Annotated in this window: 19 protein-coding genes; 14 read left to right on the top strand and 5 right to left on the bottom strand. The window is 66.7% G+C overall.

Features of this window, described 5'->3' with window-relative positions:
- The first annotated feature begins 2 nt into the window (after nucleotides 1-2).
- Nucleotides 3-1,166: an acyl-CoA dehydrogenase family protein gene (locus ACWDPV_RS00835; RefSeq protein WP_449741376.1), complete on the top strand. Its 1,164-nt coding sequence runs from the start codon at nucleotides 3-5 to the stop codon at nucleotides 1,164-1,166.
- A gap of 35 nt (nucleotides 1,167-1,201) precedes the next feature.
- A complete protein-coding gene (gene mmsB / locus ACWDPV_RS00830) occupies nucleotides 1,202-2,071 on the top strand; it encodes a 3-hydroxyisobutyrate dehydrogenase (RefSeq protein ID WP_348806756.1) in 870 nt (289 codons plus the stop codon).
- Between the two features lie 208 nt (nucleotides 2,072-2,279).
- Here the strand turns inward: mmsB and ACWDPV_RS00825 are convergent, their stop codons facing one another.
- Both ACWDPV_RS00825 and ACWDPV_RS00820 read right to left on the bottom strand, forming a co-directional pair.
- Nucleotides 2,280-2,783, bottom strand: coding sequence for a MarR family transcriptional regulator (locus ACWDPV_RS00825; RefSeq protein ID WP_449741375.1), 504 nt, complete (start codon nucleotides 2,781-2,783; stop codon nucleotides 2,280-2,282).
- A 5-nt stretch (nucleotides 2,784-2,788) separates the two neighbouring features.
- On the bottom strand, nucleotides 2,789-3,373 hold the full coding sequence (locus ACWDPV_RS00820; protein ID WP_449741868.1) for a TetR/AcrR family transcriptional regulator: 585 nt from the start codon (nucleotides 3,371-3,373) through the stop codon (nucleotides 2,789-2,791).
- Between the two features lie 37 nt (nucleotides 3,374-3,410).
- On the opposite strand from ACWDPV_RS00820, the gene ACWDPV_RS00815 reads away from it, so the two are divergent.
- The gene (locus tag ACWDPV_RS00815; protein WP_449741374.1) at nucleotides 3,411-3,767 is read left to right on the top strand and encodes a monooxygenase family protein; all 357 of its coding nucleotides are present in this window, start codon (nucleotides 3,411-3,413) and stop codon (nucleotides 3,765-3,767) included.
- A gap of 7 nt (nucleotides 3,768-3,774) precedes the next feature.
- Nucleotides 3,775-3,924, top strand: a complete 150-nt coding sequence (locus ACWDPV_RS00810) for a hypothetical protein (protein ID WP_449741373.1) — start codon at nucleotides 3,775-3,777, stop codon at nucleotides 3,922-3,924.
- On the opposite strand, the gene ACWDPV_RS00805 is transcribed toward ACWDPV_RS00810, so the two are convergent.
- Complete coding sequence (locus ACWDPV_RS00805; protein WP_449741372.1) at nucleotides 3,899-4,531, bottom strand: TetR/AcrR family transcriptional regulator; 633 nt, start codon at nucleotides 4,529-4,531, stop codon at nucleotides 3,899-3,901. The genes ACWDPV_RS00810 and ACWDPV_RS00805 overlap by 26 nt on opposite strands.
- A 197-nt stretch (nucleotides 4,532-4,728) precedes the next feature.
- Between ACWDPV_RS00805 and ACWDPV_RS00800 the strand changes: the two genes are divergently transcribed.
- From ACWDPV_RS00800 to atzF, 5 genes are read left to right on the top strand one after another with little or no spacing between them, the layout of a single operon-like run.
- Nucleotides 4,729-6,270: an amino acid permease gene (locus ACWDPV_RS00800; protein ID WP_449741371.1), complete on the top strand. Its 1,542-nt coding sequence runs from the start codon at nucleotides 4,729-4,731 to the stop codon at nucleotides 6,268-6,270.
- A 36-nt stretch (nucleotides 6,271-6,306) separates the two neighbouring features.
- A complete protein-coding gene (locus ACWDPV_RS00795; RefSeq protein WP_449741370.1) occupies nucleotides 6,307-7,215 on the top strand; it encodes an urea amidolyase associated protein UAAP1 in 909 nt (302 codons plus the stop codon).
- 28 nt (nucleotides 7,216-7,243) lie between these two features.
- Nucleotides 7,244-7,918 carry an urea amidolyase associated protein UAAP2 gene (locus ACWDPV_RS00790; RefSeq protein WP_348806762.1) on the top strand — a complete coding sequence of 225 codons (675 nt, stop codon included), beginning with the start codon at nucleotides 7,244-7,246 and terminating at the stop codon, nucleotides 7,916-7,918.
- Nucleotides 7,915-9,918 carry a 5-oxoprolinase/urea amidolyase family protein gene (locus tag ACWDPV_RS00785; protein ID WP_449741369.1) on the top strand — a complete coding sequence of 668 codons (2,004 nt, stop codon included), beginning with the start codon at nucleotides 7,915-7,917 and terminating at the stop codon, nucleotides 9,916-9,918. The genes ACWDPV_RS00790 and ACWDPV_RS00785 overlap by 4 nt, the downstream gene beginning before the upstream one ends.
- The gene (gene atzF / locus ACWDPV_RS00780) at nucleotides 9,915-11,576 is read left to right on the top strand and encodes an allophanate hydrolase (protein ID WP_449741368.1); all 1,662 of its coding nucleotides are present in this window, start codon (nucleotides 9,915-9,917) and stop codon (nucleotides 11,574-11,576) included. The genes ACWDPV_RS00785 and atzF overlap by 4 nt, the downstream gene beginning before the upstream one ends.
- A 7-nt stretch (nucleotides 11,577-11,583) precedes the next feature.
- Here the strand turns inward: atzF and ACWDPV_RS00775 are convergent, their stop codons facing one another.
- Nucleotides 11,584-13,971 carry a DUF222 domain-containing protein gene (locus ACWDPV_RS00775; protein ID WP_449741367.1) on the bottom strand — a complete coding sequence of 796 codons (2,388 nt, stop codon included), beginning with the start codon at nucleotides 13,969-13,971 and terminating at the stop codon, nucleotides 11,584-11,586.
- Nucleotides 13,972-14,170: 199 nt separating this feature from the next.
- Between ACWDPV_RS00775 and ACWDPV_RS00770 the strand changes: the two genes are divergently transcribed.
- The 5 genes from ACWDPV_RS00770 to ACWDPV_RS00750 all read left to right on the top strand — a co-directional run bounded on the left by ACWDPV_RS00770 (nucleotide 14,171) and on the right by ACWDPV_RS00750 (nucleotide 18,650).
- Nucleotides 14,171-15,808 (top strand): hypothetical protein, encoded by a 1,638-nt coding sequence (locus ACWDPV_RS00770; protein ID WP_449741366.1) that lies wholly within the window; start codon nucleotides 14,171-14,173, stop codon nucleotides 15,806-15,808.
- 164 nt (nucleotides 15,809-15,972) lie between these two features.
- Nucleotides 15,973-16,167: a hypothetical protein gene (locus ACWDPV_RS00765; protein ID WP_348806828.1), complete on the top strand. Its 195-nt coding sequence runs from the start codon at nucleotides 15,973-15,975 to the stop codon at nucleotides 16,165-16,167.
- A gap of 3 nt (nucleotides 16,168-16,170) precedes the next feature.
- Nucleotides 16,171-17,082 carry a DUF3558 family protein gene (locus ACWDPV_RS00760; RefSeq protein ID WP_449741365.1) on the top strand — a complete coding sequence of 304 codons (912 nt, stop codon included), beginning with the start codon at nucleotides 16,171-16,173 and terminating at the stop codon, nucleotides 17,080-17,082.
- Nucleotides 17,079-17,669 carry a DUF3558 domain-containing protein gene (locus tag ACWDPV_RS00755; RefSeq protein WP_348806768.1) on the top strand — a complete coding sequence of 197 codons (591 nt, stop codon included), beginning with the start codon at nucleotides 17,079-17,081 and terminating at the stop codon, nucleotides 17,667-17,669. Before ACWDPV_RS00760 ends, ACWDPV_RS00755 begins: the two co-directional genes overlap by 4 nt.
- A gap of 30 nt (nucleotides 17,670-17,699) precedes the next feature.
- Complete coding sequence (locus ACWDPV_RS00750) at nucleotides 17,700-18,650, top strand: SMP-30/gluconolactonase/LRE family protein (RefSeq protein WP_449741364.1); 951 nt, start codon at nucleotides 17,700-17,702, stop codon at nucleotides 18,648-18,650.
- On the opposite strand, the gene ACWDPV_RS00745 is transcribed toward ACWDPV_RS00750, so the two are convergent.
- On the bottom strand, nucleotides 18,625-19,467 hold the full coding sequence (locus ACWDPV_RS00745; RefSeq protein ID WP_348807867.1) for an acyl-[acyl-carrier-protein] thioesterase: 843 nt from the start codon (nucleotides 19,465-19,467) through the stop codon (nucleotides 18,625-18,627). The two genes, ACWDPV_RS00750 and ACWDPV_RS00745, sit on opposite strands and share 26 nt — an antisense overlap.
- Nucleotides 19,468-19,578 lie beyond the last annotated feature (111 nt).

Here is a 19,578-nt window from a genome sequence, read left to right as displayed (position 1 = left end):
ACGTGACGACCTTCGCCGACGCGGGTCTCGACTCCGATGAACGGGTCATCGTCGAGACCGCGTCCGATTTCGCCGCCAAACGTCTTGCCCCCCATGCGCTTGCGTGGGACGCCGAGAATCACTTCCCGGTCGCCGAGTTGCGCGAGGCCGCGCAACTCGGCATGGGGGCCATCTACTGTTCCGAGGATGTCGGCGGTAGTGGCCTGCGCAGGCTGGACGGGGTGCGGATCTTCGAGCAGCTCGCCTACGCCGATCCGGCGGTGGCCGCGTTCCTGTCTATCCACAACATGTGCACCTGGATGGTCGACGCCTACGGCACCGACGAGCAACGCGCACAGTGGGTTCCGCGGTTGGCCGAGATGGACACGGTGGCCAGCTACTGCCTCACCGAGCCGGGTGCGGGGTCGGATGCGGCAGCGCTGGCGACCCGGGCCGAACGCGTCGGCGACGACTACGTCCTGACCGGGGTGAAGCAGTTCATCTCCGGGGCCGGCTCATCGGATCTGTATGTGATCATGGCCCGCACCGGTGACTCCGGACCCAAGGGGATCTCCACCTTCCTCGTCGAGAAGGATTCTGCGGGGCTGAGTTTCGGTGCGCAGGAGCACAAGATGGGCTGGCATGCCCAGCCCACCGCGCAGGTGATCCTCGACGAGGTGCGGGTGCCTGCGGCCAACCTGCTCGGTGGCAAGGAGGGTATCGGTTTCGGTATCGCGATGAACGGCCTCAACGGCGGGCGGCTCAACATCGCGGCGTCATCGCTCGGCGGTGCACAGGCGGCCTTCGACAAGGCCGCCGAGTACGTCGCGTCACGAAAGGCGTTCGGGTCCAACCTGATCGACGAACCCACCATCCGGTTCACGCTCGCCGACATGGCCACCTCACTGCAGACGTCTCGGCTGATGCTGTGGCATGCGGCCGGAGCGCTCGATGCCGGGGCGGCCGACAAGGTGGAGCAGTGCGCGATGGCCAAACGCTATGTGACCGACGCGTGCTACACGGTCGCCGATCAGGCGCTGCAGTTGCACGGCGGCTACGGCTATCTGACCGAGTACGGAATCGAGAAAATCCTCCGGGATCTGCGTGTGCATCGCATTCTGGAGGGGACCAACGAGATCATGCGCGTGGTGGTGGGACGTTCCATCGCCGCGCGGCACGGCAACTGAATTCCTCGAGCAATCGACAAGGTGGAGATTCGACAATGACGACGATCGCTTTCCTCGGCCTCGGCAACATGGGTGGCCCGATGGCCGCCAACCTGGTCAAGGCCGGGCACACCGTGCACGGCTTCGACCCGGTGCCCGAAGCGGTGAAAACGGCGCAGGGCAACGGCATCGAGACCTTCCCGACCGCGGTCGAGGCGGTCGCGGTGGCGCAGGTCGTGATCACGATGCTGCCCAACGGCGGCATCGTCAAGCAGCTCTATGACGAGATCCTGCCGGCCAGTGCCACCGGCACCCTGTTCATCGACAGTTCGACCATCTCGGTGGCCGACGCGCGGGAGATCCATCAGCGGGCCGCCGACGTCGGTTTCGCGCAGGTCGACGCCCCGGTCTCCGGTGGGGTCAAGGGTGCCGTCGCGGGCACTCTGGCCTTCATGGTCGGTGGCACCGCCGAGGCGTTCGCCGAGTCGCGCACCATGCTGGACCCGATGGCGGGCAAGATCATTCACTGCGGTGACAGCGGTGCCGGTCAGGCGGCCAAGGTGTGTAACAACATGCTGCTGGCGGTGCAGCAGATCGCCGTGGGCGAAGCCTTCGTGCTCGCCGAGAAGCTCGGGTTGAGCGATCAGGCGCTCTACGACGTCGTCACCGGCGCCACCGGCAACTGCTGGGCCATCGAGACCAACTGCCCGGTCCCCGGACCGCAACCCGGATCGCCGGCCAACAACGAGTTCAAGCCGGGCTTCGCGACCGCCCTGATGAACAAGGACCTCGGTCTGGCGATGGACGCCATCGGCGACACCGGTGCCCGGGCCCCGTTGGGAACCCACGCCGCCCAGCTGTACAAGGCATTCGCCGAACAGCATGCCGGACTGGACTTCTCGGCGATCATCGAGACGCTCAAGTAACCCCGGATCACTGACAGCGCTCTCTCACGCGTTGACAGCGCTCGCCGACACGTTGATCGGCCGGTGGGGAGGGGCATTCACGTCGGTGGCCTGACACGCTTGCCCATTTCTAGACATTCCGCGAGTAGGGATTTGGCAAAATCCCAGGTCGCGGGGGTTGGTCTACCTGGCGAATGTCTAGAAATGGGCAAGCCCGCACTCTCCGTGCTCAGAAGTCCCCGGCCTGATGCCGCAATGACTGGATCGCCCCGACGAGGCCGGTGATCTGGCCGGGATCCATGCCGACGTTCGCGAACACCTCGCGATTGAGGGTGGCGGTGGCGTCCTCGACGGTGGAGCGGCCCAGGTCGGTGATCTCCACGAGGGTGGTGCGTCCGTCGGTGGGGTGGGGGAGTCGCCGCACCAGCTTGGCCTCCTCCAGTCGGCGGATGGCGTGGGTGACGCTGGTGACGTGGACCTGCAGACGGTCGCTCGCCTTGGTGATGGGCAGCGCACCCTGCTTCGAAAAGGCCAGCAGCCGAAGCAGTTCGAAGCGGGAGAAGGTCAAATCGTAGGGGCGCAGCGCGGTTTCGACGCGCGCCAGCAGGATCTGGTGGGCGCGCATCACCGAGGTCACCGCCACCATGCCGTCGGAGACGTCATCCCATCCGGCGGCGTCCCAGTTCGCCTTCGCCTCGGCGATGGGATCAAAACTCATGCTGCGCCCGGCCATGACGATCAGCCTAGGGCACGCCAGCCCGCGACCACCGCACTCCCGGCGGCGACGGGGTCGGCGTCGTCGGGAAATCGTCCGGCCAAGAGCAGCAATGACAGTCCGTGCACCTGCGCCCACAGCGACGCCGCGACGGTGGCCGGGTCGGCGGGCCGGAAGACGCCGGCGTCGATGGCCGCGGTCACGGCGTGCCGCAGCGGGGCCATCACCCGCGCCGACGCCGCCTCGGTCTCCTCGGACGGTTCGATGCCGACCGTGGACAGTCCGAACATGAGCTCGTAGAGCCGCGGATTCTCCAGCGCCCACCCGACGTAGGCGATGCCCAGCGCGCTCACCGCGTCGTCCTCGCGCGTCGCGACCTCCTGGGCCGCCGCGAATTGCTCGAATGCGCGCACCAACACCGCCCGGGTCAATCCGTCCTTGCTGCCGAACAGCGAATAGACGGCGGTCGTCGACGTCCCGGCGGCCTGAGCAGCCGCGCGCACCGAGAGCCCGCCGACGCCGCTGTCGGCGACGATTCGGGTCGCCTCGTCGATCAGACGACTGCGCAGATCGTCGTCGTGCACCTTGGGTCTTGCCATGCGTCCCAGTGTTTCATAACATCGTTTCGTAACGACGTTACAGAATATGGGAGACGACATCATGGCCCGACCCGACGCCCGCCGGATGACCAGCACGATCCCGCCCGAGGGCACCACCCTCTTCCTCATCGGCATGAGCCTGCCGCGGCCGTCGCACCTACGCGCGTGGCTCGGCGTGTTCCTCGCGATGCCACGGATGCTGGTGTTCCTCAAGCGACATCCGGAGGCGGGTCTACTGTCGTCGCGCCTGTATGTCGGGTCGTCGATCATGGTGGTCTCGTACTGGCGCGGCGCCGAGGACGTCCGTCGCTTTGCCGCCGATCCCGACGCGCCGCATCGCCCCGCGTGGCAGTGGTTCACCAAGCGCCACGCCGGACACCAACGCCGTCGGGATATGGCATGAGACCTACGTGATCGGTGAGCACGAAACCATCTACGGCGGCATGCCGCCCCACGGACTCGCCGACGCGGTGGGTGCGCAACCGCTGGGCCCGGCACGCGGACCTCGGCGCAGCGGGCGGAGCACAACCGGCGTTACGCGCTCGGCTGATGCTCGATGAGCATCTCGATCGCACCGACGATGGTGTCGATGAGGCCGGCGGCGGTGTGGTCGCCGAGTTCGCCGCGTTCCTCGTCGGAGCGCAGCATGATGATCGACTCGACGAGCCGGAACGGCAGCAGACACCGTTTGTCGGCCGGATCGCCGAGTACTTCGACGGTCAGCGACTCGTAGGCCTGCGCCAATTCTTCACGTGCGGAACGGAATTCGGCGTAGCGCTCGTCGGCGACCTCGGGCAGGAGGTACAGCGAGCCGAGGTTCCAGCGGGAGTCGACGAGTTGCCCGGCGTCATAGCGGGCGAGATCCAGCAGCCGGTCCATCGCCGGGCCGTCGCCGACGAGGAGTTCGCGGGCCCGTTCCAGTGACGGTACGACGGTGGCCTCGAGGAGGTCGGCGAGGATGTCGTCCTTGTTCTTGAAGTAGTGATACATCGAGGCCTGCCGGATGCCGACGGCCTCGGCGATCATCCGCGTCGACGTGCCGCTGTATCCGTGCCGGACGAAGAGTTCGGCGGAAGCGTCGAGAATCTCCTCGCGTGCCGTCGCCCCTCGCCTTTTCGGTTCGACGAGGCGCGGGCGCCCCGGACCGGCGCCGCGAGTGGATGACATGGCTCTACCCTAGGCCACGGCTGTAGGCCCACAGACGGACCGCAGGCGGTCCGCGCCCGGGGGCCGCCGCGTAACACGGATGTCACCGGGGTTTCCCGATTTGCAACATATCTATCATCTGATAGAAATAGCTCCACGGTTATCTATCAACCGACAGATAAAACGCTCAACGGGGAGCCCTCTCGAAGGACATCCACATGACCCTGGCCGCTTCCACACCATCCGCCACCCCCTCGCCCACCACCGGACACGACGCCGACGACCTGTCGGAATTCGGCTATGACCAGCAACTCCACCGATCCCTCGGCAAGTTCGCGTCGTTCGCCGCGGGCTTCTCGTTCGTCTCCATCCTGACCACCATCTTCCAGCTCTTCGGCCTCGGCTTCGGCTTCGGCGGACCGGCGTTCTTCTGGACCTGGCCGATCGTCTACGTCGGCCAACTCCTCGTCGCCCTCTGCTTCGCCGAGATCGCCGCCCGCTACCCACTGTCCGGGGCCATCTACCAGTGGTCCCGCCGCATGGGCGGGGAGGTGATCGGCTGGTTCGGTGGCTGGTTCATGATGATCGCGCAGATCGTCACCGCCTCCGCCGCCGCGATCGCCCTGCAGGTGGTGTTACCCAGTGTGTGGAGCGGTTTCCAGATCATCGGCGACGACCCGACGCTGACCAGCACCTCGGGCGCCGCGAACGCCGTGCTCCTCGGTTCGATCCTGCTCGTCATCGTGACCGCCATCAACTGCATCGGCGTCCGCTGGATGAGCCGCGTCAACAACATCGGCGTCACCTGCGAACTCGTCGGCGTCGTCGCCGTCATCCTCGCGCTGTTCACCCACGCCAAGCGCGGCCCCGACGTCGTCTTCGACACCGGCGTCCCCGGCCAGCAGCCCGGCTACATCTGGGCGTTCATCGTCTCCGGTCTGATGGCCGCCTACGTGATGGTCGGATTCGGCTCGGCCGGTGAACTTGCCGAGGAGACCCGCAACCCGCGTCGCGTCGCGCCCCGCACCATCCGGATGGCGCTGACCGTCTCCGCACTCGGCGGTGGCCTGATGCTGCTCGGTGCCCTGATGGCCGCGCCGACCCTCGACGAGGAACTCGCCACCGGCGGTCTGCCCTACGTGCTCGACTCCGTGCTCGGCAGCTTCTGGGGCAAGGTCCTGCTGTGCGACGTCGCGGTGGCGATCTTCATCTGCACCCTGGCCATCCAGACCGCGTGCTCGCGGCTGATGTTCTCGATGGCCCGCGACAATCGGCTGCCGTTCTCCAAGACGCTCTCACATGTCAACTCGCGCACCGGAACCCCGATCGCGCCGGCCATCCTCATCGGCGTGCTCTGCATCGGGATCCTGGTCATCAACGTGGGCAATTCGGCCATCTTCGCGACGCTGGCCAGCGTGTGCATCATCCTGATCTACCTCGCCTACCTCGCGGTGACCGGACCGATGCTCTACCGCCGCTTCCAGGGCTGGCCGAAGGGCACCGTCGCCACCGACTCCGCCGGCAAGAAGCTGTTCGGGCTCGGACGATTCGGCATCGTCATCAACATCCTCGCGGTGGCCTACGGCACGCTGATGGTGATCAACCTGGCCTGGCCGCGCGCCGAGGTCTTCGACCCGAGCGGCGAGATGCCGATCCTGCGCTGGGCCGGCCCGATCTGCATCGTGGCTACCGTCCTCGTCGGGATCGCCTGCTTCCCGCGCGGCAAGGAACATCCCAAGCCCGTCACCGTCGGCGCCTGACGTCGCAGAGCACAAGCACTACAAGGAGTTTCGATCATGACCACCACCGCAACCACAACCGGCGCAACCGCAACCGGCGCAACCGCAACCGGAGCAACCGCAACCGGCGCAACCGCCACCGGTACCACCGCCGGCGCCCGGGAACACGCCCGCGCGCAGGCCGGCACCATCACCGATTCGATGCCGGTCGTCCCCGCCTCGCGCTGGCCTCACCCGCCGGCCGGCATCGACGCCGCCGACCTCACCTGGGCCGAAACCGTGCCGGGCGGGCGCTACACCACCAAGGTGCTCGCCCGCGGAACCCGAATCCGCCTGCGCGACATCACCGGAAGCGCCTGCGCGCACATCCTGATGTGGCGGAGCGACGCACCGTGGGAACGACTCAACGTCGCCGACACCGTCAAGGTGCCATGGCAGGCCTACCTCACCACCGGACATCCGCTGCTCAGTGACCAGGGGCGGGTGCTCGCGACCGTCGTCGCCGACGACAGTGCCCATCACGACGCGCTGTGCGGTACCAGCACGCTGACCGGCAACACCGCAAAATACGGTGCCGGGCAAGCCTATTCGGACACACCGGCCGGTCGGGAACTGCTCATGCTGGCGGCTGCGAAGAACGGCCTCACCGCCACCGACGTCGCACCGTCACTGTCCTTCTTTCACGGGATCGTCGTCGAGGAGGACGGCACGCTCACCTCGAAAGGATCGGCCGGACAGAACAAGTCGGTGGAGCTCGTGCTGCATCTCCCGGTCATCGTGGCGATCGCCAACACCGCGCACCCGCTCGATCCCGCACCGGAGTTCGCGACCGGCCCGCTCGAGGTTCTCGCGTGGCAGGCCTCGGCCGACCTCGATGACCTGATCGCCGGTGCCGCCGACCGCGACCCCGAGTATCAGCGCGCCGTCGCCAACAGTGAAGACGCCCACGCCGCACTGCACTTCTGATCACCCACCTTTCTCGAGGACTCCCATCATGACCACCTTCCTGGACCCCACCCTGATCGACCCGACCACCGCCCCCGCCGCCGATGTGGCACTCGTGCCCGGGCAGGTGATCGCCGACGAGATCATCGCCGACCGCGCGCCCTGGTCGGGAATCGTTGCCGCGGGCGATGTCCTGACCATCGTCGACCTGCACGGCAATCAGGCCGTCGACACGCTGTTCTACGGCGCGCACGACCACGCCGTGCGGTACTCGGCGCAGGCCACGATCGCCGCGCAGGGCAACATCTTCCTGACCACCGGATCGGTGATCCGCGACCAGGAATCGGCCCCGATGATGACCATCGTCGGCGACGAGGTCGGCAACCACGACACCCTCGGCGGTGCCTGCTCGCAGGAATCGAACACCCTGCGTTACGGCCACCACACCAAACATCAGCACGCCTGCGTGGAGAACTTCCTCATCGGCGGTGCCCGCCACGGACTCGGCAAGCGTGATCTGGTCGGCAACGTCAACTTCTTCATGAACGTGCCCGTCGACCCCGACGGTTCGCTCGGCATCGTCGACGGACTGTCGGCACCGGGCCGTCGCCTCGCGCTGCGCGCCGAGGTGGACACCCTGGTGCTGGTGTCCAACTGCCCGCAGATCAACAACCCGTGCAACGGATTCGACCCGACCGCGGTGCGTGTGGTGGTGACCCGATGAGTACCGCCTCGCCCCACGCGACGATGGAGATCCTGCGCGCCGGTCCGCTCACGACGATTCAGGACTGGCCGGGCCGGGTGGGCTACTGGAAGGTCGGGGTGCCGCCGTCGGGACCGATGGACGACCTGTCGTTCCGCCTCGCGAATCTCGCGGTCGGCAACCCGGATTCGGCGGCCGGTCTCGAGGCCACCATGGCCGGCCCGCGGATCCGGTTCGACGATGCCACCGTCGTGGCCGTCACCGGCGCCCCGGTGCCGGTGACCGTCGACGGAAAGCCGATGCCGCAATGGGTTCCGCTGCATCTGGCCGCCGGGCAGGTGCTCGACGTCGGGATGGTCGGTGAGTTCGGCCTGCGCGCGTACATCGCGGTTGGTGGAGGACTCGACGCCGAGGAGTATCTCGGTAGCCGGTCCACCTTCACCATGGGTCGCTTCGGTGGTCACGACGGCCGGACCCTCACCGACGGCGACATGCTCGCTGTGGGATCGGCCCCGACCGGGCTGGTCACCAGAATCCTCACCGAAGAGCAACCGGCACTGACCAATTCGTGGGAGCTGGCGGTCACCGTCGGTCCGCACTCGGCACCGGAGTTCTTCACCCCCGCCGACATCGATGATCTGATGTCGACGCCCTACGAGGTGCACTTCAACTCCGACCGCACCGGCGTTCGCCTCATCGGACCCAAACCGCGGTGGGCACGCACCGACGGCGGCGAGGCGGGACTGCACCCGTCCAACATCCACGACAATGCGTATTCGGTGGGGGCACTGGACTTCACCGGTGACACCCCGATCCTGCTGGGTCCCGACGGGCCGAGTCTGGGCGGCTTCGTGTGCCCGGTCACCGTGGTGGCGGCCGAACGGTGGAAGCTGGGGCAGCTGAAACCGGGTGACACGGTCCGCTTTGTGGCCGTGCGGGCCGAGCACGCGGCATCACCGGCCGAATTGGGACTGGGCCGCCGGGCACACTTCGCGCATGTCATCTCTGCCGGCGGAGACGCCGACAACGGCATCCTGGGCCGCACCACCACCGCCGACGGCGCCACCGAGGTCACCTACCGGCGCAGCGGCGACGACAACATCCTCGTCGAGTACGGGGACATGCGCCTGGATCTGGCGCTCCGGGCGCGGGTTCACGCCCTGGCCGAACGGATCGCGGCGGAGTCGCCGACCGGGCTCGTCGACCTGACACCGGGTATCCGGTCGTTGCAGGTCAAGGCCGATCCCGGGGTGTGGTCGCAGGCCGCCATGTTGGACTGGCTGACCGAATGTGAGTCGCAACTGCCGTCGGCCGGCGACCTCGTGGTGCCCAGTCGGGTCGTCGAATTGCCGCTGTCCTGGGACGATCCGGCCACCCGCGAGGCCATCGAACGTTACATGCTCGGGGTGCGATCGGACGCGCCGTGGTGCCCGTGGAACATCGAGTTCATCCGGCGCATGAACGGCCTGGACTCCGTCGACGACGTGCATCGCATCGTCTTCGACGCCGAGTACCTCGTTCTGGGTTTGGGCGATGTGTATCTCGGTGCGCCGGTGGCGGTTCCGCTCGATCCACGCCACCGACTGGTCACCACCAAATACAACCCGGCCCGCACCTGGACTCCGGAGAACGCCGTCGGCATCGGCGGGGCGTACATGTGCATCTACGGGATGGAGGGGCCGGGTGGCTACCAGTTCGTCGGGCGCACCACACAGGTGTGGAACCACCGGCATCCGCAGACCGCGCCGGGTTTCGACGCCGAGCACCCGTGGTTGCTGCGGTTCTTCGACCGCATCCGCTGGTATCCGGTGAGCGCCGAGGAGTTGCTGGACATGCGTGCCGACGTGGCGGCGGGCCGCGGCGACAGCACCCGCATCACCGACGGCATCTTCTCGCTGGGCGCCCACCAGCAGTTCCTCGATGAGAACGCCGAGTCGATCGCCGCGACACGTGGTGTCATGGAGGAGGCACGCGCCGAGGAACGTCAACGTTGGTCGCAGAAGGGAGAGTTCGCCGCATGAGCCGCATCGACGAGATCTACGCGCGGATCGCGGCCACCGACCGTCCCGAGGTGTTCACTACGCTGCGTGCCCAGGCCGACGTTGCCGCCGAGCACGAGGCGGCGCTGGCCGCGGGTGGGTCGCTCGCCGGCATGGTGCTGGCCGTCAAGGACAACGTCGACGTCGCCGGAGTGCCGACCACCGCTGCGTGTCCGGGGTACGCCTACACGCCGGAGGTCGACGCGCCTGCGGTGGCCGCACTGCGGTCAGCCGGTGCGGTGGTGATCGGCAAGACCAATCTCGACCAGTTCGCCACCGGCCTGGTCGGAACGCGCAGTCCCTATGGGGCGGTGCGTGATTCGCGACGGTCCGACCGGATCTCCGGAGGTTCGAGTTCGGGATCCGCGGTGGCGGTCGCCCTGGGCTTCGCCGACATCGCGATCGGCACCGACACCGCGGGCTCGGGACGCGTACCAGCGGGGCTGCAGGGAATCGTCGGGGTGAAGCCGACCGTCGGTGTCGTCTCGACCGGCGGTGTGGTGCCCGCGTGTGCGGAGTTCGACGTGGTCACCATTTTCGCTGACAACGTCGACACCGCCGATCGTGCGATGGCGGCGATGGCACACGCATCGGGTCCGCGGCCCTTCGGTGCCGAGGTGTCGTTTGCGGCACCGACGGACGGGGTCGTCGTGGTACCCGAACAACTTCCGGAGTTGTCGGAGGCGTGGCGACATGCCTTCTCCGAGGCGGTGTCCAGGGTGGAGGCGGCCGGATTCCGCGTCAAGACCATCGATCTGAGCTCATTCCTGGCCGCGGCGAAACTGCTGTACGACGACGCGCTGGTGGCGCAGCGGTATGACGCGGTGGGGGAGTTCATCGACGGTGTGGCTTCGGCTGATGAGTCCGGGCTCGATCCGACGGTGGCTGCGATCATTTCGGCCGCCGACCGTTTCTCGGCGGTCGAGATGCTTCGTGCCCGAGCGCAGTTGACCGAACTGCGGGACGAGGCGATGCGGCAGTGGGGCGAGGCGGCGGTGTTGATGGTGCCGACGGCGCCGATGCATCCGACGATCGCCGAGGTCGCCGCCGATCCGGTGGGGGTGAACTCCCGGATGGGTACCTACACCAACTTCTGCAACCTCTTCGACCTGTGCGGGGTCGCGGTGCCGGCCGGGTCTGTCACCGAATCCGACGGGAGCACTGCACAATTCGGGGTGACGTTCCTGGGTCGCGGACACGAGGATGCCGTGGTCATGGACGTCGCCCGACGATTCGGCGGCGCCGAGGAATCGGCGCCGACGTGGGTCGAGAGTGTCGCGACGACGGTGGAACTCGCCGTGTTCGGGGCGCACATGGCCGGCGGCCCGTTGGTGCATGAGCTCGCCGACCGCGGTGCCCGATGGGCCGGCGAGTTGATGACGTCCGCGACGTATCGCCTCGTCGCACTCGATACGACGCCACCGAAGCCCGGTCTGATCCGTGATCCGGCCGCGGGGCGTACGATTCACGGCGAACGGTGGATCGTGTCGACCGCGGCGCTCGGCGAGTTCCTTGCGGCGCTGCCGGAACCCATGATGCTGGGCAGGGTCGAATTGTCCGACGGCCGGTGGATCGTCGGATTCGGTTGTGCCGCAGATGCCGTGGCCCAGGGGCAGGACCTGGACCGCGACCGCTGGTGACGCCACCTCAGAAGGGCGGTGGTGCGCCGTCATCGGGCACGACGGAATATCGCTTCTTGCGTCGTCGCGGCCGTGGCGGGTTCAACGGGTCCACGCCGTCGGTGATGCGGGCGCGGTTGCGTTCCCGTTCGCGGCGTCGCCGTTCATATTTCGCGGCGAGCCGATCCCGCTTACTGGTGGGAATCACTCCCGGTTCCCGGGGTGTCGGTGGCGCGGCAGGTGGGTCGGCGAACCGGTAGCGCCGTAGCCCGCCGAAGAAGTCTTCGAGGGTTTCCGCCGGCCCCGGAATGTTCAAGCCTTCCGGGGTGGTGAAGATCGTGACCAGCCGTCCGTTCTCATCGCGGTACTGATCATCGAGCCAGCGGGAGTGCGTCTTCTGCAGGTGATGGCCACGGCACTTGGCGTTCAGCCCGTCGGGGGTGGTCTGTCCACCGAGTTCGGGGTGCTCGTGGTCGTATTCGTGCACGTGATCGCAATCCCCGTCGAACGCACTGCCCCGGCACGCGGGGATCACGCACTCGCCGTGGCGCATCCGGATGAATGTGTCCAACGCCGTCGACAACCGATACGGATCCGACGGCAACGCCGACGGGAGTTCGACGTCCTCGGGATTCACGCCCTTGGGCACCAGCCGTCGGATCGTGGTCGGGTATCGGCTGATCAGATCGAGGATCTGCTCGGGAATGACCGCACCCTGCCCGACGAGGTAGCCGAGGTTGCCGTCGATCGGCATCTCGGCGGCCGAAACGGTGTCTGCAGAGCCGGATTCGGTGTCGGTAGGCGCGGTGTCGTCGTGGTCGGCGCTGTTGGCTGCTTCCTCTGCGCGGCGTTCCGCGTTCACCAGCCACTCGATGGCGTACTCGCCGGGGCGCGCGGTATCGCGGCGCAACCGCTGAATGAACTTCTGAACGCCGGACAAGGGCGACTCACCGCGTGAGTCGTCGCCGGTGTCGACGACGGCCGCATCGGGAGTGCCCTCGCCGTCAGGAGCGTTCCCCTCGGGACTCTCCATACGCGACGACATCCGCGCCGCACCCACGTCGGCGTCCGGCTCCGGTTTGGCTTTGGGCGCCGGTTCCGCGGAAGTGCCCGGTTCGGTGACTCCTCCGCCGGAGTCGCAGTTGCTCTCCTCGGAGCCGCGGTCCTCGAGCAGCGGCATCCGCGCCACGCCCACGTCGGCGTCCGACTCGGGCTCGGACTCGGTGCGAGACTCGGGTTCGGGTGCCTGTTCCGCGTCTGCACCTTCCGCGTCAGAGGGACCGCTCTCGTCGAGTAGCGACATCTGGGCCGCACCCGTGTCGGCCTCCGCGATCGGTTCGGGTACTGGTTTCGGTCGCGTCCGCCGTGACTGGACCACCGATTCGGTTGCACTGCTATCGGATTCGCTGTCGGCGGCCGCCGACTGCTTCTGCTCGTGTTGTTCCCGCTCCTGCTGTTCCTGTTCTTGTTGTCGTTGGCGTTCCTCGATCGCCGCAGCGGTGGTCTCATCGGCAATCACGTGCAACACGATCTGCACATCCGGAATACAGCCCGGCTCCGGGATCACCGCGGAACAGTCCTCACGCCCGCACTCACACGCGAACTGCGTCCCCGACAACAACGAGTACATGGCATCGGCCTGACGTTGCCGCCGCGTCCGCGGATCCTTCCGACAGGCGCAGTCGGCCAACGCACTGATCGTCTTCTCCGCGATCGTGATGTTCTCCGCGGACATGGTGCCGGTGATCTCCCCGGTCCCATCCCCCTCGTAGTGGACGAACACAGCACGCCCCTCCAGGTTCCGCTTCCGCGGTTCACGCACCGCGTCCGGGGCATGCTGGAACACGATTTTGTCGGCCATGTCCCGCAAGCTGGTTGCCGGCCACTGCCCGGTCCGCTCGAACAACCGGTCCGCGATCGCGGCGTCGACCAGTGCGGTGTTCGGATGCAGTGCCGGGCCGGGATCGAGCAGGCTGGTGCGGTCGATCAGGGTCCGGAACTGACTGTGACTGATCCGCCCCTCGCGTAATGCCCGCCCGGTCTTGGGCAGCCGGATGGCCATCACGATCGCCTCATCCACCAACCGTCGGGTGGTCGCGTTCGCCAGGTTGCGGGTGCGTGCGATGTGTTCGGCCACGATCTGCGCGTACTCCGCCGACTCATCCAACCGATGATCGGTCAGACACGTCACCAGATACGCGATGAAGAAGTAATCCAGCCACGCCATATAGGAACGGCACCGGTCCAACTCGGTCATCGCCACCAGCACCTCGTTGATCGAATGCTGATCCAACCGATCGACGTCCACCCCGAACAAGAACTCGGCCGGCAATCCAGGCCACGGAGACGGGCCCTGGTTCAGCAACGCATCCCGCACGTCGGCACGAATCCTGGTGGATAGAGGTACTGTGCTCATCGTCGCCCCTCGAACATGATGACCGTCGAAGCTCTCTTCGATCTGACCATCATTGTAGTGACGGCCACCGACAAAAAATTCTGACGAGCACGACCACCCCGGAATCTGTGGATCAACGGAGTTTGTGGATCGCGTGCGTGGGCAGGGTTACTCGTGGTTAACTGTCTCAGCTTCTCTTAAGGAAACAGGAGACCACTGCATGAGCACCACCCCGTTGCGTCCGGAAACGGAACGCCCCGAACATCTTTCCGGGACCCAACGCGGACCTCGGCGGCACCGCCGGATCACCGCCGGGATGATCGCCATCCTCACCGTCCTGACCCTCGGCATCGGCGTGACCATGGGGGAGGGGCAGGCGCGGGCGGCCGACTACAGCGACTTATCCGCCCTTGTTGACTGGCTGGATGATGACTACGACTCCACTAATCCACTTGGTCAGGTAGTCGCGGACGCGCTGAGCGACGGCGGGGCTGAACTCCTTGAACAGTGGCGCCTGGAGATGTGCGCTTCAGGCGGCGACCCCAACGGCGGAGCGGATTGCACTCAGTCCAGCACCGACATGGGTGGGCTCGGCATTGCCATCGTGAGCCCCACCAGCATCGAGCTGGTTCCAGTTGCGGTTTACGACCCGGTGAAAGGGCTTGTAGACAGTGCGGGAGGTGTCCTGACCGCTCTGAACGGTTTCTTGGAGTGGCTGAATTCCGATCTCAGGCTCCCGACATCGCTTCCGACTCCTCCCGCTGCTGATGGTTCGGCGACGGTAATCGGCAACGGCTTCCAGTTTGCGTTCGCGTCGGGAGGTGGCAAGGCCACTGCTATCTCGTACTTGCCTCTGAGTCTGGCTACCGCAGGTGCCAGTGGTGGTCGCAGTGCCTATGCGTTCGCCTTGGTGGGCATCGCGAATGCCTGGACCACCGATGAGATTCCGTTGACCCTTCTTAGTGTGAACACCGGGCTCAAGATCCCCGCCATCCAATCCGTCGGCTGCTACGGCGGACTGACAGCGGCCTACGCCGAGAACGTCGGTGCGTGTGCAAATGTGTTGGGCACCTTCGACTTCAAGCTCGATCAGCTGCAGAGCATTCCGCAGGTGCAGTTCGCGTTGACCGATCCGTCGTCGGTGCTCTTCGACACCACCAACGTGCTGGGCGAGGTCATCACCGACATCTTCGCCGGGCAGACCCCGTCACTCAGCCAGGACTTCATCCGCCTGTCGCTCGGCGGTGATTCCCTCCTGGCCCTGACGAGTGACTACGGATTGTCGGCGCCGGTCACGGTGAACTGGCTCGGATCGACCATCACGATCTTCCCGACAACCACGATCAACGGTTCCGTCCGCCCCAACGGCCTGACATTGCCGACGATCGCCCTCGGGGATCTCGACACCGACCAGATCATCCCGATCATTTCGATTCCGCAGAGCACGTTCCCGTTCGGTCTGCAGCCGCTGGGGCCGTACACGACCGGTTCGACGTCCGCGTCGTCGCTCGTCTCGACGCGCGCCCTGACGTCGACGTCCACGACCCCGAGTGCCGGCCTGCTGCGGTCCGCGGCGATCTCGGAGACCGACGACGATGACACGGAAAGCGATTCGGCCACAACCACAACCACCTCACCGTCGACCACCTCATCGTCGGCGACGGCGACATCGGGCTCTACGGCGAGCTCGTCGAGCTCGTCAAGCTCGAGCAGCAAGACGTCGACCTCGACGAGCCGCTCGACAGCCGCAACCCCGTCGACCGGGTCGACCGACGACACCGATCAATCCGATGACTCCGACGACGATGACACGTCGAGCTCCAACGGCTCGACCCCGACGGTGACCGGCGCCAACTGACGGTTCCCCGGGTTCTACAGAACGCGCGGCACAACCCGCCGCACACCGCCCCGCGATCGATTCCGACGCGGGGCGGTTTGCGCGGCCGAGTCGTCGCCTTCGTTGGTTACAGTGGATGGGGCATCAGTAGTCACATGGATGCCGACAAGGAGACGCCGATCCCCATGGCCATCGACCCGAACAAGAGCAAAGCCGTCAGCCAGGTGGTGCGGCAGCATCCGGTGATGAGTGCGGTCGCGGTGTCGCCGGCGATCGCGATCTTCGCGGTGCTGTGGATTTTCGGCGCCGAATGGCTCGCCATCATCTTCGCGATCGCTGCGATCGGGGGCGGCTACTACATGCTGACGCGGCAGAAGTAGCGAATGTCGTCCATTCGCGTCGACAGCTGGATCTGGGCGATCAGACTCACCAAGACCCGATCGGCGGCCGGTGCCGCCTGCCGCGGCGGACATGTCCGGGTCAACGGCGTCACCGCGAAACCGGCCCAGCACGTGGCCGTCGGCGACCGCGTCGAGGTCCGCCTCAACGGCCGCGACCGCATCGTCGAGGTCACCAAACTCCTCAGTAAACGCGTCTCCGCCCAGCTCGCCGCCGAGTGCTACATCGATCACTCGCCGCCACCCCCGTCGCGGGAGATCATCGCCAGCCAGCCCCGACGCGACCGCGGCGCCGGACGGCCCACCAAACGGGAACGCCGCGAACTCGACAGATTCCGCAGCGGGCCGGCCATGCTGGCCCTCACGGCAGCCGTCACCGTCATCACCGTTCTGCTCTCCGGCTGCTCGTCGAGTTCCGACGACGACTCGCCGACCACCCGCAACACTCCCGTGGCACCGGGTGCGGCCGGGGCCGGTCCGTTCTTCGGTGCCTGCGGCAACGTCACCACCGAAGAGGTCAATCGCATCACCGGATTCGGGAATCTGGCCCTGGTCGTGAACAACCCGTCGGCCTGCGAATGGAGTTCCGGACCCAGCCCGACCGGCCCCGTCGCCTCGTTCAACTGGTACCGCGGCTCGCCGATCGGCCGGGAACGCGCCACCGAACAACTCTCCCGGGATAGCACCGAAGACATCGACATCAACGGGCACAAGGGTTTCATCGCCTCCGATGCCGGGATCTGCGAGATCGGGATTCAATTCGACGCCGACTTCTTCGAATGGTCGGTCAGTGCCGGTCTCACACGCTCCACCACGGCGACGCCGGTCCCCGACTCCGAGGCCGTGTGCAACGCGGCACGCGAACTGTCGACGATGTCGATCGAGCGTGCGCAATGACCGGCCGCACCTGTTCCCGCACCCATGGCCGTCGTCGGCGCACCGCGCTGGTGATCATCCTCGCCGCACTGATCGTCGGCCTCCTCGCGTCGTGTACCCGCAGCGTCGACGGCCAGGCACTGTCGGTGGAGGAGGCGCGCTCGTCCGGACAGCAGTCGGGCAACGTCGACACCGACCAGTTCGACCAACTCACCCTGGAATGTCAGGTGCTGTCCACCGATCAGGTCGCCAAGGCCGTCGGCGGAAGCGCGGCCGAGGCCATCTTCTTCGGTGCCAACTGCCGATGGTTCGTCGCCGGAGCGGTCACCGCGTACGTCACCTTCAACTGGTTCGAGTGGGGAAATCTCAACGTGGAGAAGGACACCGACAAACAACTCGGCTACACCACCGAGAACATCAAGATCGCCAGCCAGACCGCCTTCACCGCGAGAGACCCCAAACGGCCCGCGGTGTGCGGGGTGACCACCAAGGCGCCGAGTCGTGGCATCTACACCTTCTGGGTCGAGCCCGTCGGTTCCGGCGCCTTCGACGACCCGTGCACCGCGCCGACAAAACTGATGGAATTGCTGCTCAACGGCGGTCAGTGAGGCCGTCAACCCGGTGGTAAGGAGGGCGTCGTGCCCGCAACATTCCGGACGGCGATCGTCGTCGCCGTCGGCGCCGTGATCGCCACGGCAACAACGGTTTCCACGACGCCGGCACGAGCGGACACACCGCACTGCACCACTGCCACCACGACAACCCTCCTCGACAGCCCTGGGCTCGACGGGTGGGCCGAGAATCTCGTTGTGGCCGACGACGGTTCGCTGTGGGTGTCACGATCGTTCCGCAACGTCGTCGAACGGTACGACGCCTCGGGTCGGCGGACGGCGTCGGTGTCCCTGAACGCCCCGGGTTCCATCCGGCAGGGTCCCGACGGGCAACTGTATGTCGCCACCGGCGATTCGCCGACCGGCATGCTCCCCGGTGCGCCCCGCACCGGAACCGTGGTGCGATTCGATCCCCGTGCGGCGCAACCGGTTCCGCAGGTCTTCGCGCGCGGACTCGGGATGCCCAACGGGCTGGCCGTCGGCGCGGACGGAGCGGTGTACCTCGCCGACGGCGCGCTCGGCCTGCTGCGGCTGCGTCCCGACGGGCAAGTGGACGAGGCGTGGTCGCGCACCGCACCGCAGAATCTGTCACCGTCGACAACGGTCAACGGATCCGGGATCAACGGCGTGACCTTTCTCGGCGACGATCTCTACGTGACCATGACGGTCAGCGCCACCGGCCGCGTGCTCCGGGTGCCCGTCGACGATCCGGCCGCCACCGTCACGGCGGCCGATCTCACCGCACCGGCACCGGGATTCCTCGACGACCTCGTCGCGATCGACGACTCGACGCTGGCCGTCGCATCGACCACCGGACAGGTTCACCTGGTGAATATCGATACGGGACAAGCGTGTTCGATCACCGTCGGCGTACCCGTCACAGCTCTTGCCACCGACCCGGCACACCCCGGAACCCTTCTGGCCGCGAGCGAGACCGGTCAGATCATCCGGCTCAGTCCGCGTTCGGGCGGCGCGTGACCGACACCGACGCCGCGACCTGCAGATCGTCCGGTGCCGCGTCGCCGGACGGCGTCATCAACCACATCAGTAGCTGATCGGGTTCGCGCACCCGGCGCACGGTGATCGGAGTGCCGGGCACGATCGGTCGCAGGTACTCCACGATCAGGCGGTGCGGGCCGTCGATCAGGTCGCCGTGATCGAGCAACTCGTCCTCGACGGCGGCGAGGTAGGCCGCATTGTTCAGGTGTTTGAACGGATCGAAATCGGTGCTGCGCAACACGTGGACGCGATCGGGCAGTTCCAGCACCTCGGGGTTGGGGGCCTTCTCCGGATTCATGGACTTCCACCGCAGCCGATGCTCGTCGGTCATCGCGGACAGCATCTCGAAGGCGTTGTCGGTCAACCGGGACGGCATGCCCTGGTCGTTGACGTTGATCCAGAACGCCTCGGTCTCGATCAGCCCGGGCTCACGCGCGTCCGGGTTGAAGCGGTTGGTCTCGTGGTCGGCGGTGAGCCGGACCCGCATGTTGGTCCACCGCGTCGACAGGGCGCCGCACCAGCGCTGCGCGCTGACCGCGGCCGGCCAGGAGAACGGGCGGATGACGTCGATGATGGTGCGGCGCACGATCCAGAACGGGTCGGTGTCGCCGAAGTCGGTGGCCTCGATGTTGTCGTTGGCGACGTCCTGCAGGTAGCGGGCCACCGCGTCGAGTCGTACCCGCATGTCCTGATCGACGTCGCCGGTACGTACCCGGTAGTCGACCTCGAAGTACCGGGCACCGTCCTTGCGGTCGGAGAGGGGGGCCAGAATGTCCGGTTCCGAAACGGTGCTCACTCCACTCCTCGTGGCTCGCCTGTTGTGTGAGACTTAAGATACAGTCACTGGAAAAACTAGAACGCGTTCTAGGTCAAAACGAGAACATGTTCTAGTCGACTTGAGGCAAGG

Source organism: Gordonia sp. NPDC003504, assembly GCF_053587995.1.
The sequence above is the reverse complement of the archived record's forward strand: the minus strand, read 5'-3'. Positions and strand labels throughout refer to the sequence as shown.

What these genes read in the sequence shown, in the direction of transcription:
- mmsB (WP_348806756.1), top strand. Translation starts at nt 1,202, where the DNA reads ATGACGACGATCGCTTTCCTCGGCCTCGGCAACATGGGTGGCCCGATG.
- ACWDPV_RS00825 (WP_449741375.1), bottom strand. Translation starts at nt 2,783, where the DNA reads ATGGCCGGGCGCAGCATGAGTTTTGATCCCATCGCCGAGGCGAAGGCG.
- ACWDPV_RS00815 (WP_449741374.1), top strand. Translation starts at nt 3,411, where the DNA reads ATGGGAGACGACATCATGGCCCGACCCGACGCCCGCCGGATGACCAGC.
- ACWDPV_RS00805 (WP_449741372.1), bottom strand. Translation starts at nt 4,531, where the DNA reads ATGTCATCCACTCGCGGCGCCGGTCCGGGGCGCCCGCGCCTCGTCGAA.
- ACWDPV_RS00800 (WP_449741371.1), top strand. Translation starts at nt 4,729, where the DNA reads ATGACCCTGGCCGCTTCCACACCATCCGCCACCCCCTCGCCCACCACC.
- ACWDPV_RS00795 (WP_449741370.1), top strand. Translation starts at nt 6,307, where the DNA reads ATGACCACCACCGCAACCACAACCGGCGCAACCGCAACCGGCGCAACC.
- ACWDPV_RS00790 (WP_348806762.1), top strand. Translation starts at nt 7,244, where the DNA reads ATGACCACCTTCCTGGACCCCACCCTGATCGACCCGACCACCGCCCCC.
- ACWDPV_RS00785 (WP_449741369.1), top strand. Translation starts at nt 7,915, where the DNA reads ATGAGTACCGCCTCGCCCCACGCGACGATGGAGATCCTGCGCGCCGGT.
- atzF (WP_449741368.1), top strand. Translation starts at nt 9,915, where the DNA reads ATGAGCCGCATCGACGAGATCTACGCGCGGATCGCGGCCACCGACCGT.
- ACWDPV_RS00775 (WP_449741367.1), bottom strand. Translation starts at nt 13,971, where the DNA reads ATGAGCACAGTACCTCTATCCACCAGGATTCGTGCCGACGTGCGGGAT.
- ACWDPV_RS00770 (WP_449741366.1), top strand. Translation starts at nt 14,171, where the DNA reads ATGAGCACCACCCCGTTGCGTCCGGAAACGGAACGCCCCGAACATCTT.
- ACWDPV_RS00765 (WP_348806828.1), top strand. Translation starts at nt 15,973, where the DNA reads ATGGCCATCGACCCGAACAAGAGCAAAGCCGTCAGCCAGGTGGTGCGG.
- ACWDPV_RS00760 (WP_449741365.1), top strand. Translation starts at nt 16,171, where the DNA reads ATGTCGTCCATTCGCGTCGACAGCTGGATCTGGGCGATCAGACTCACC.
- ACWDPV_RS00755 (WP_348806768.1), top strand. Translation starts at nt 17,079, where the DNA reads ATGACCGGCCGCACCTGTTCCCGCACCCATGGCCGTCGTCGGCGCACC.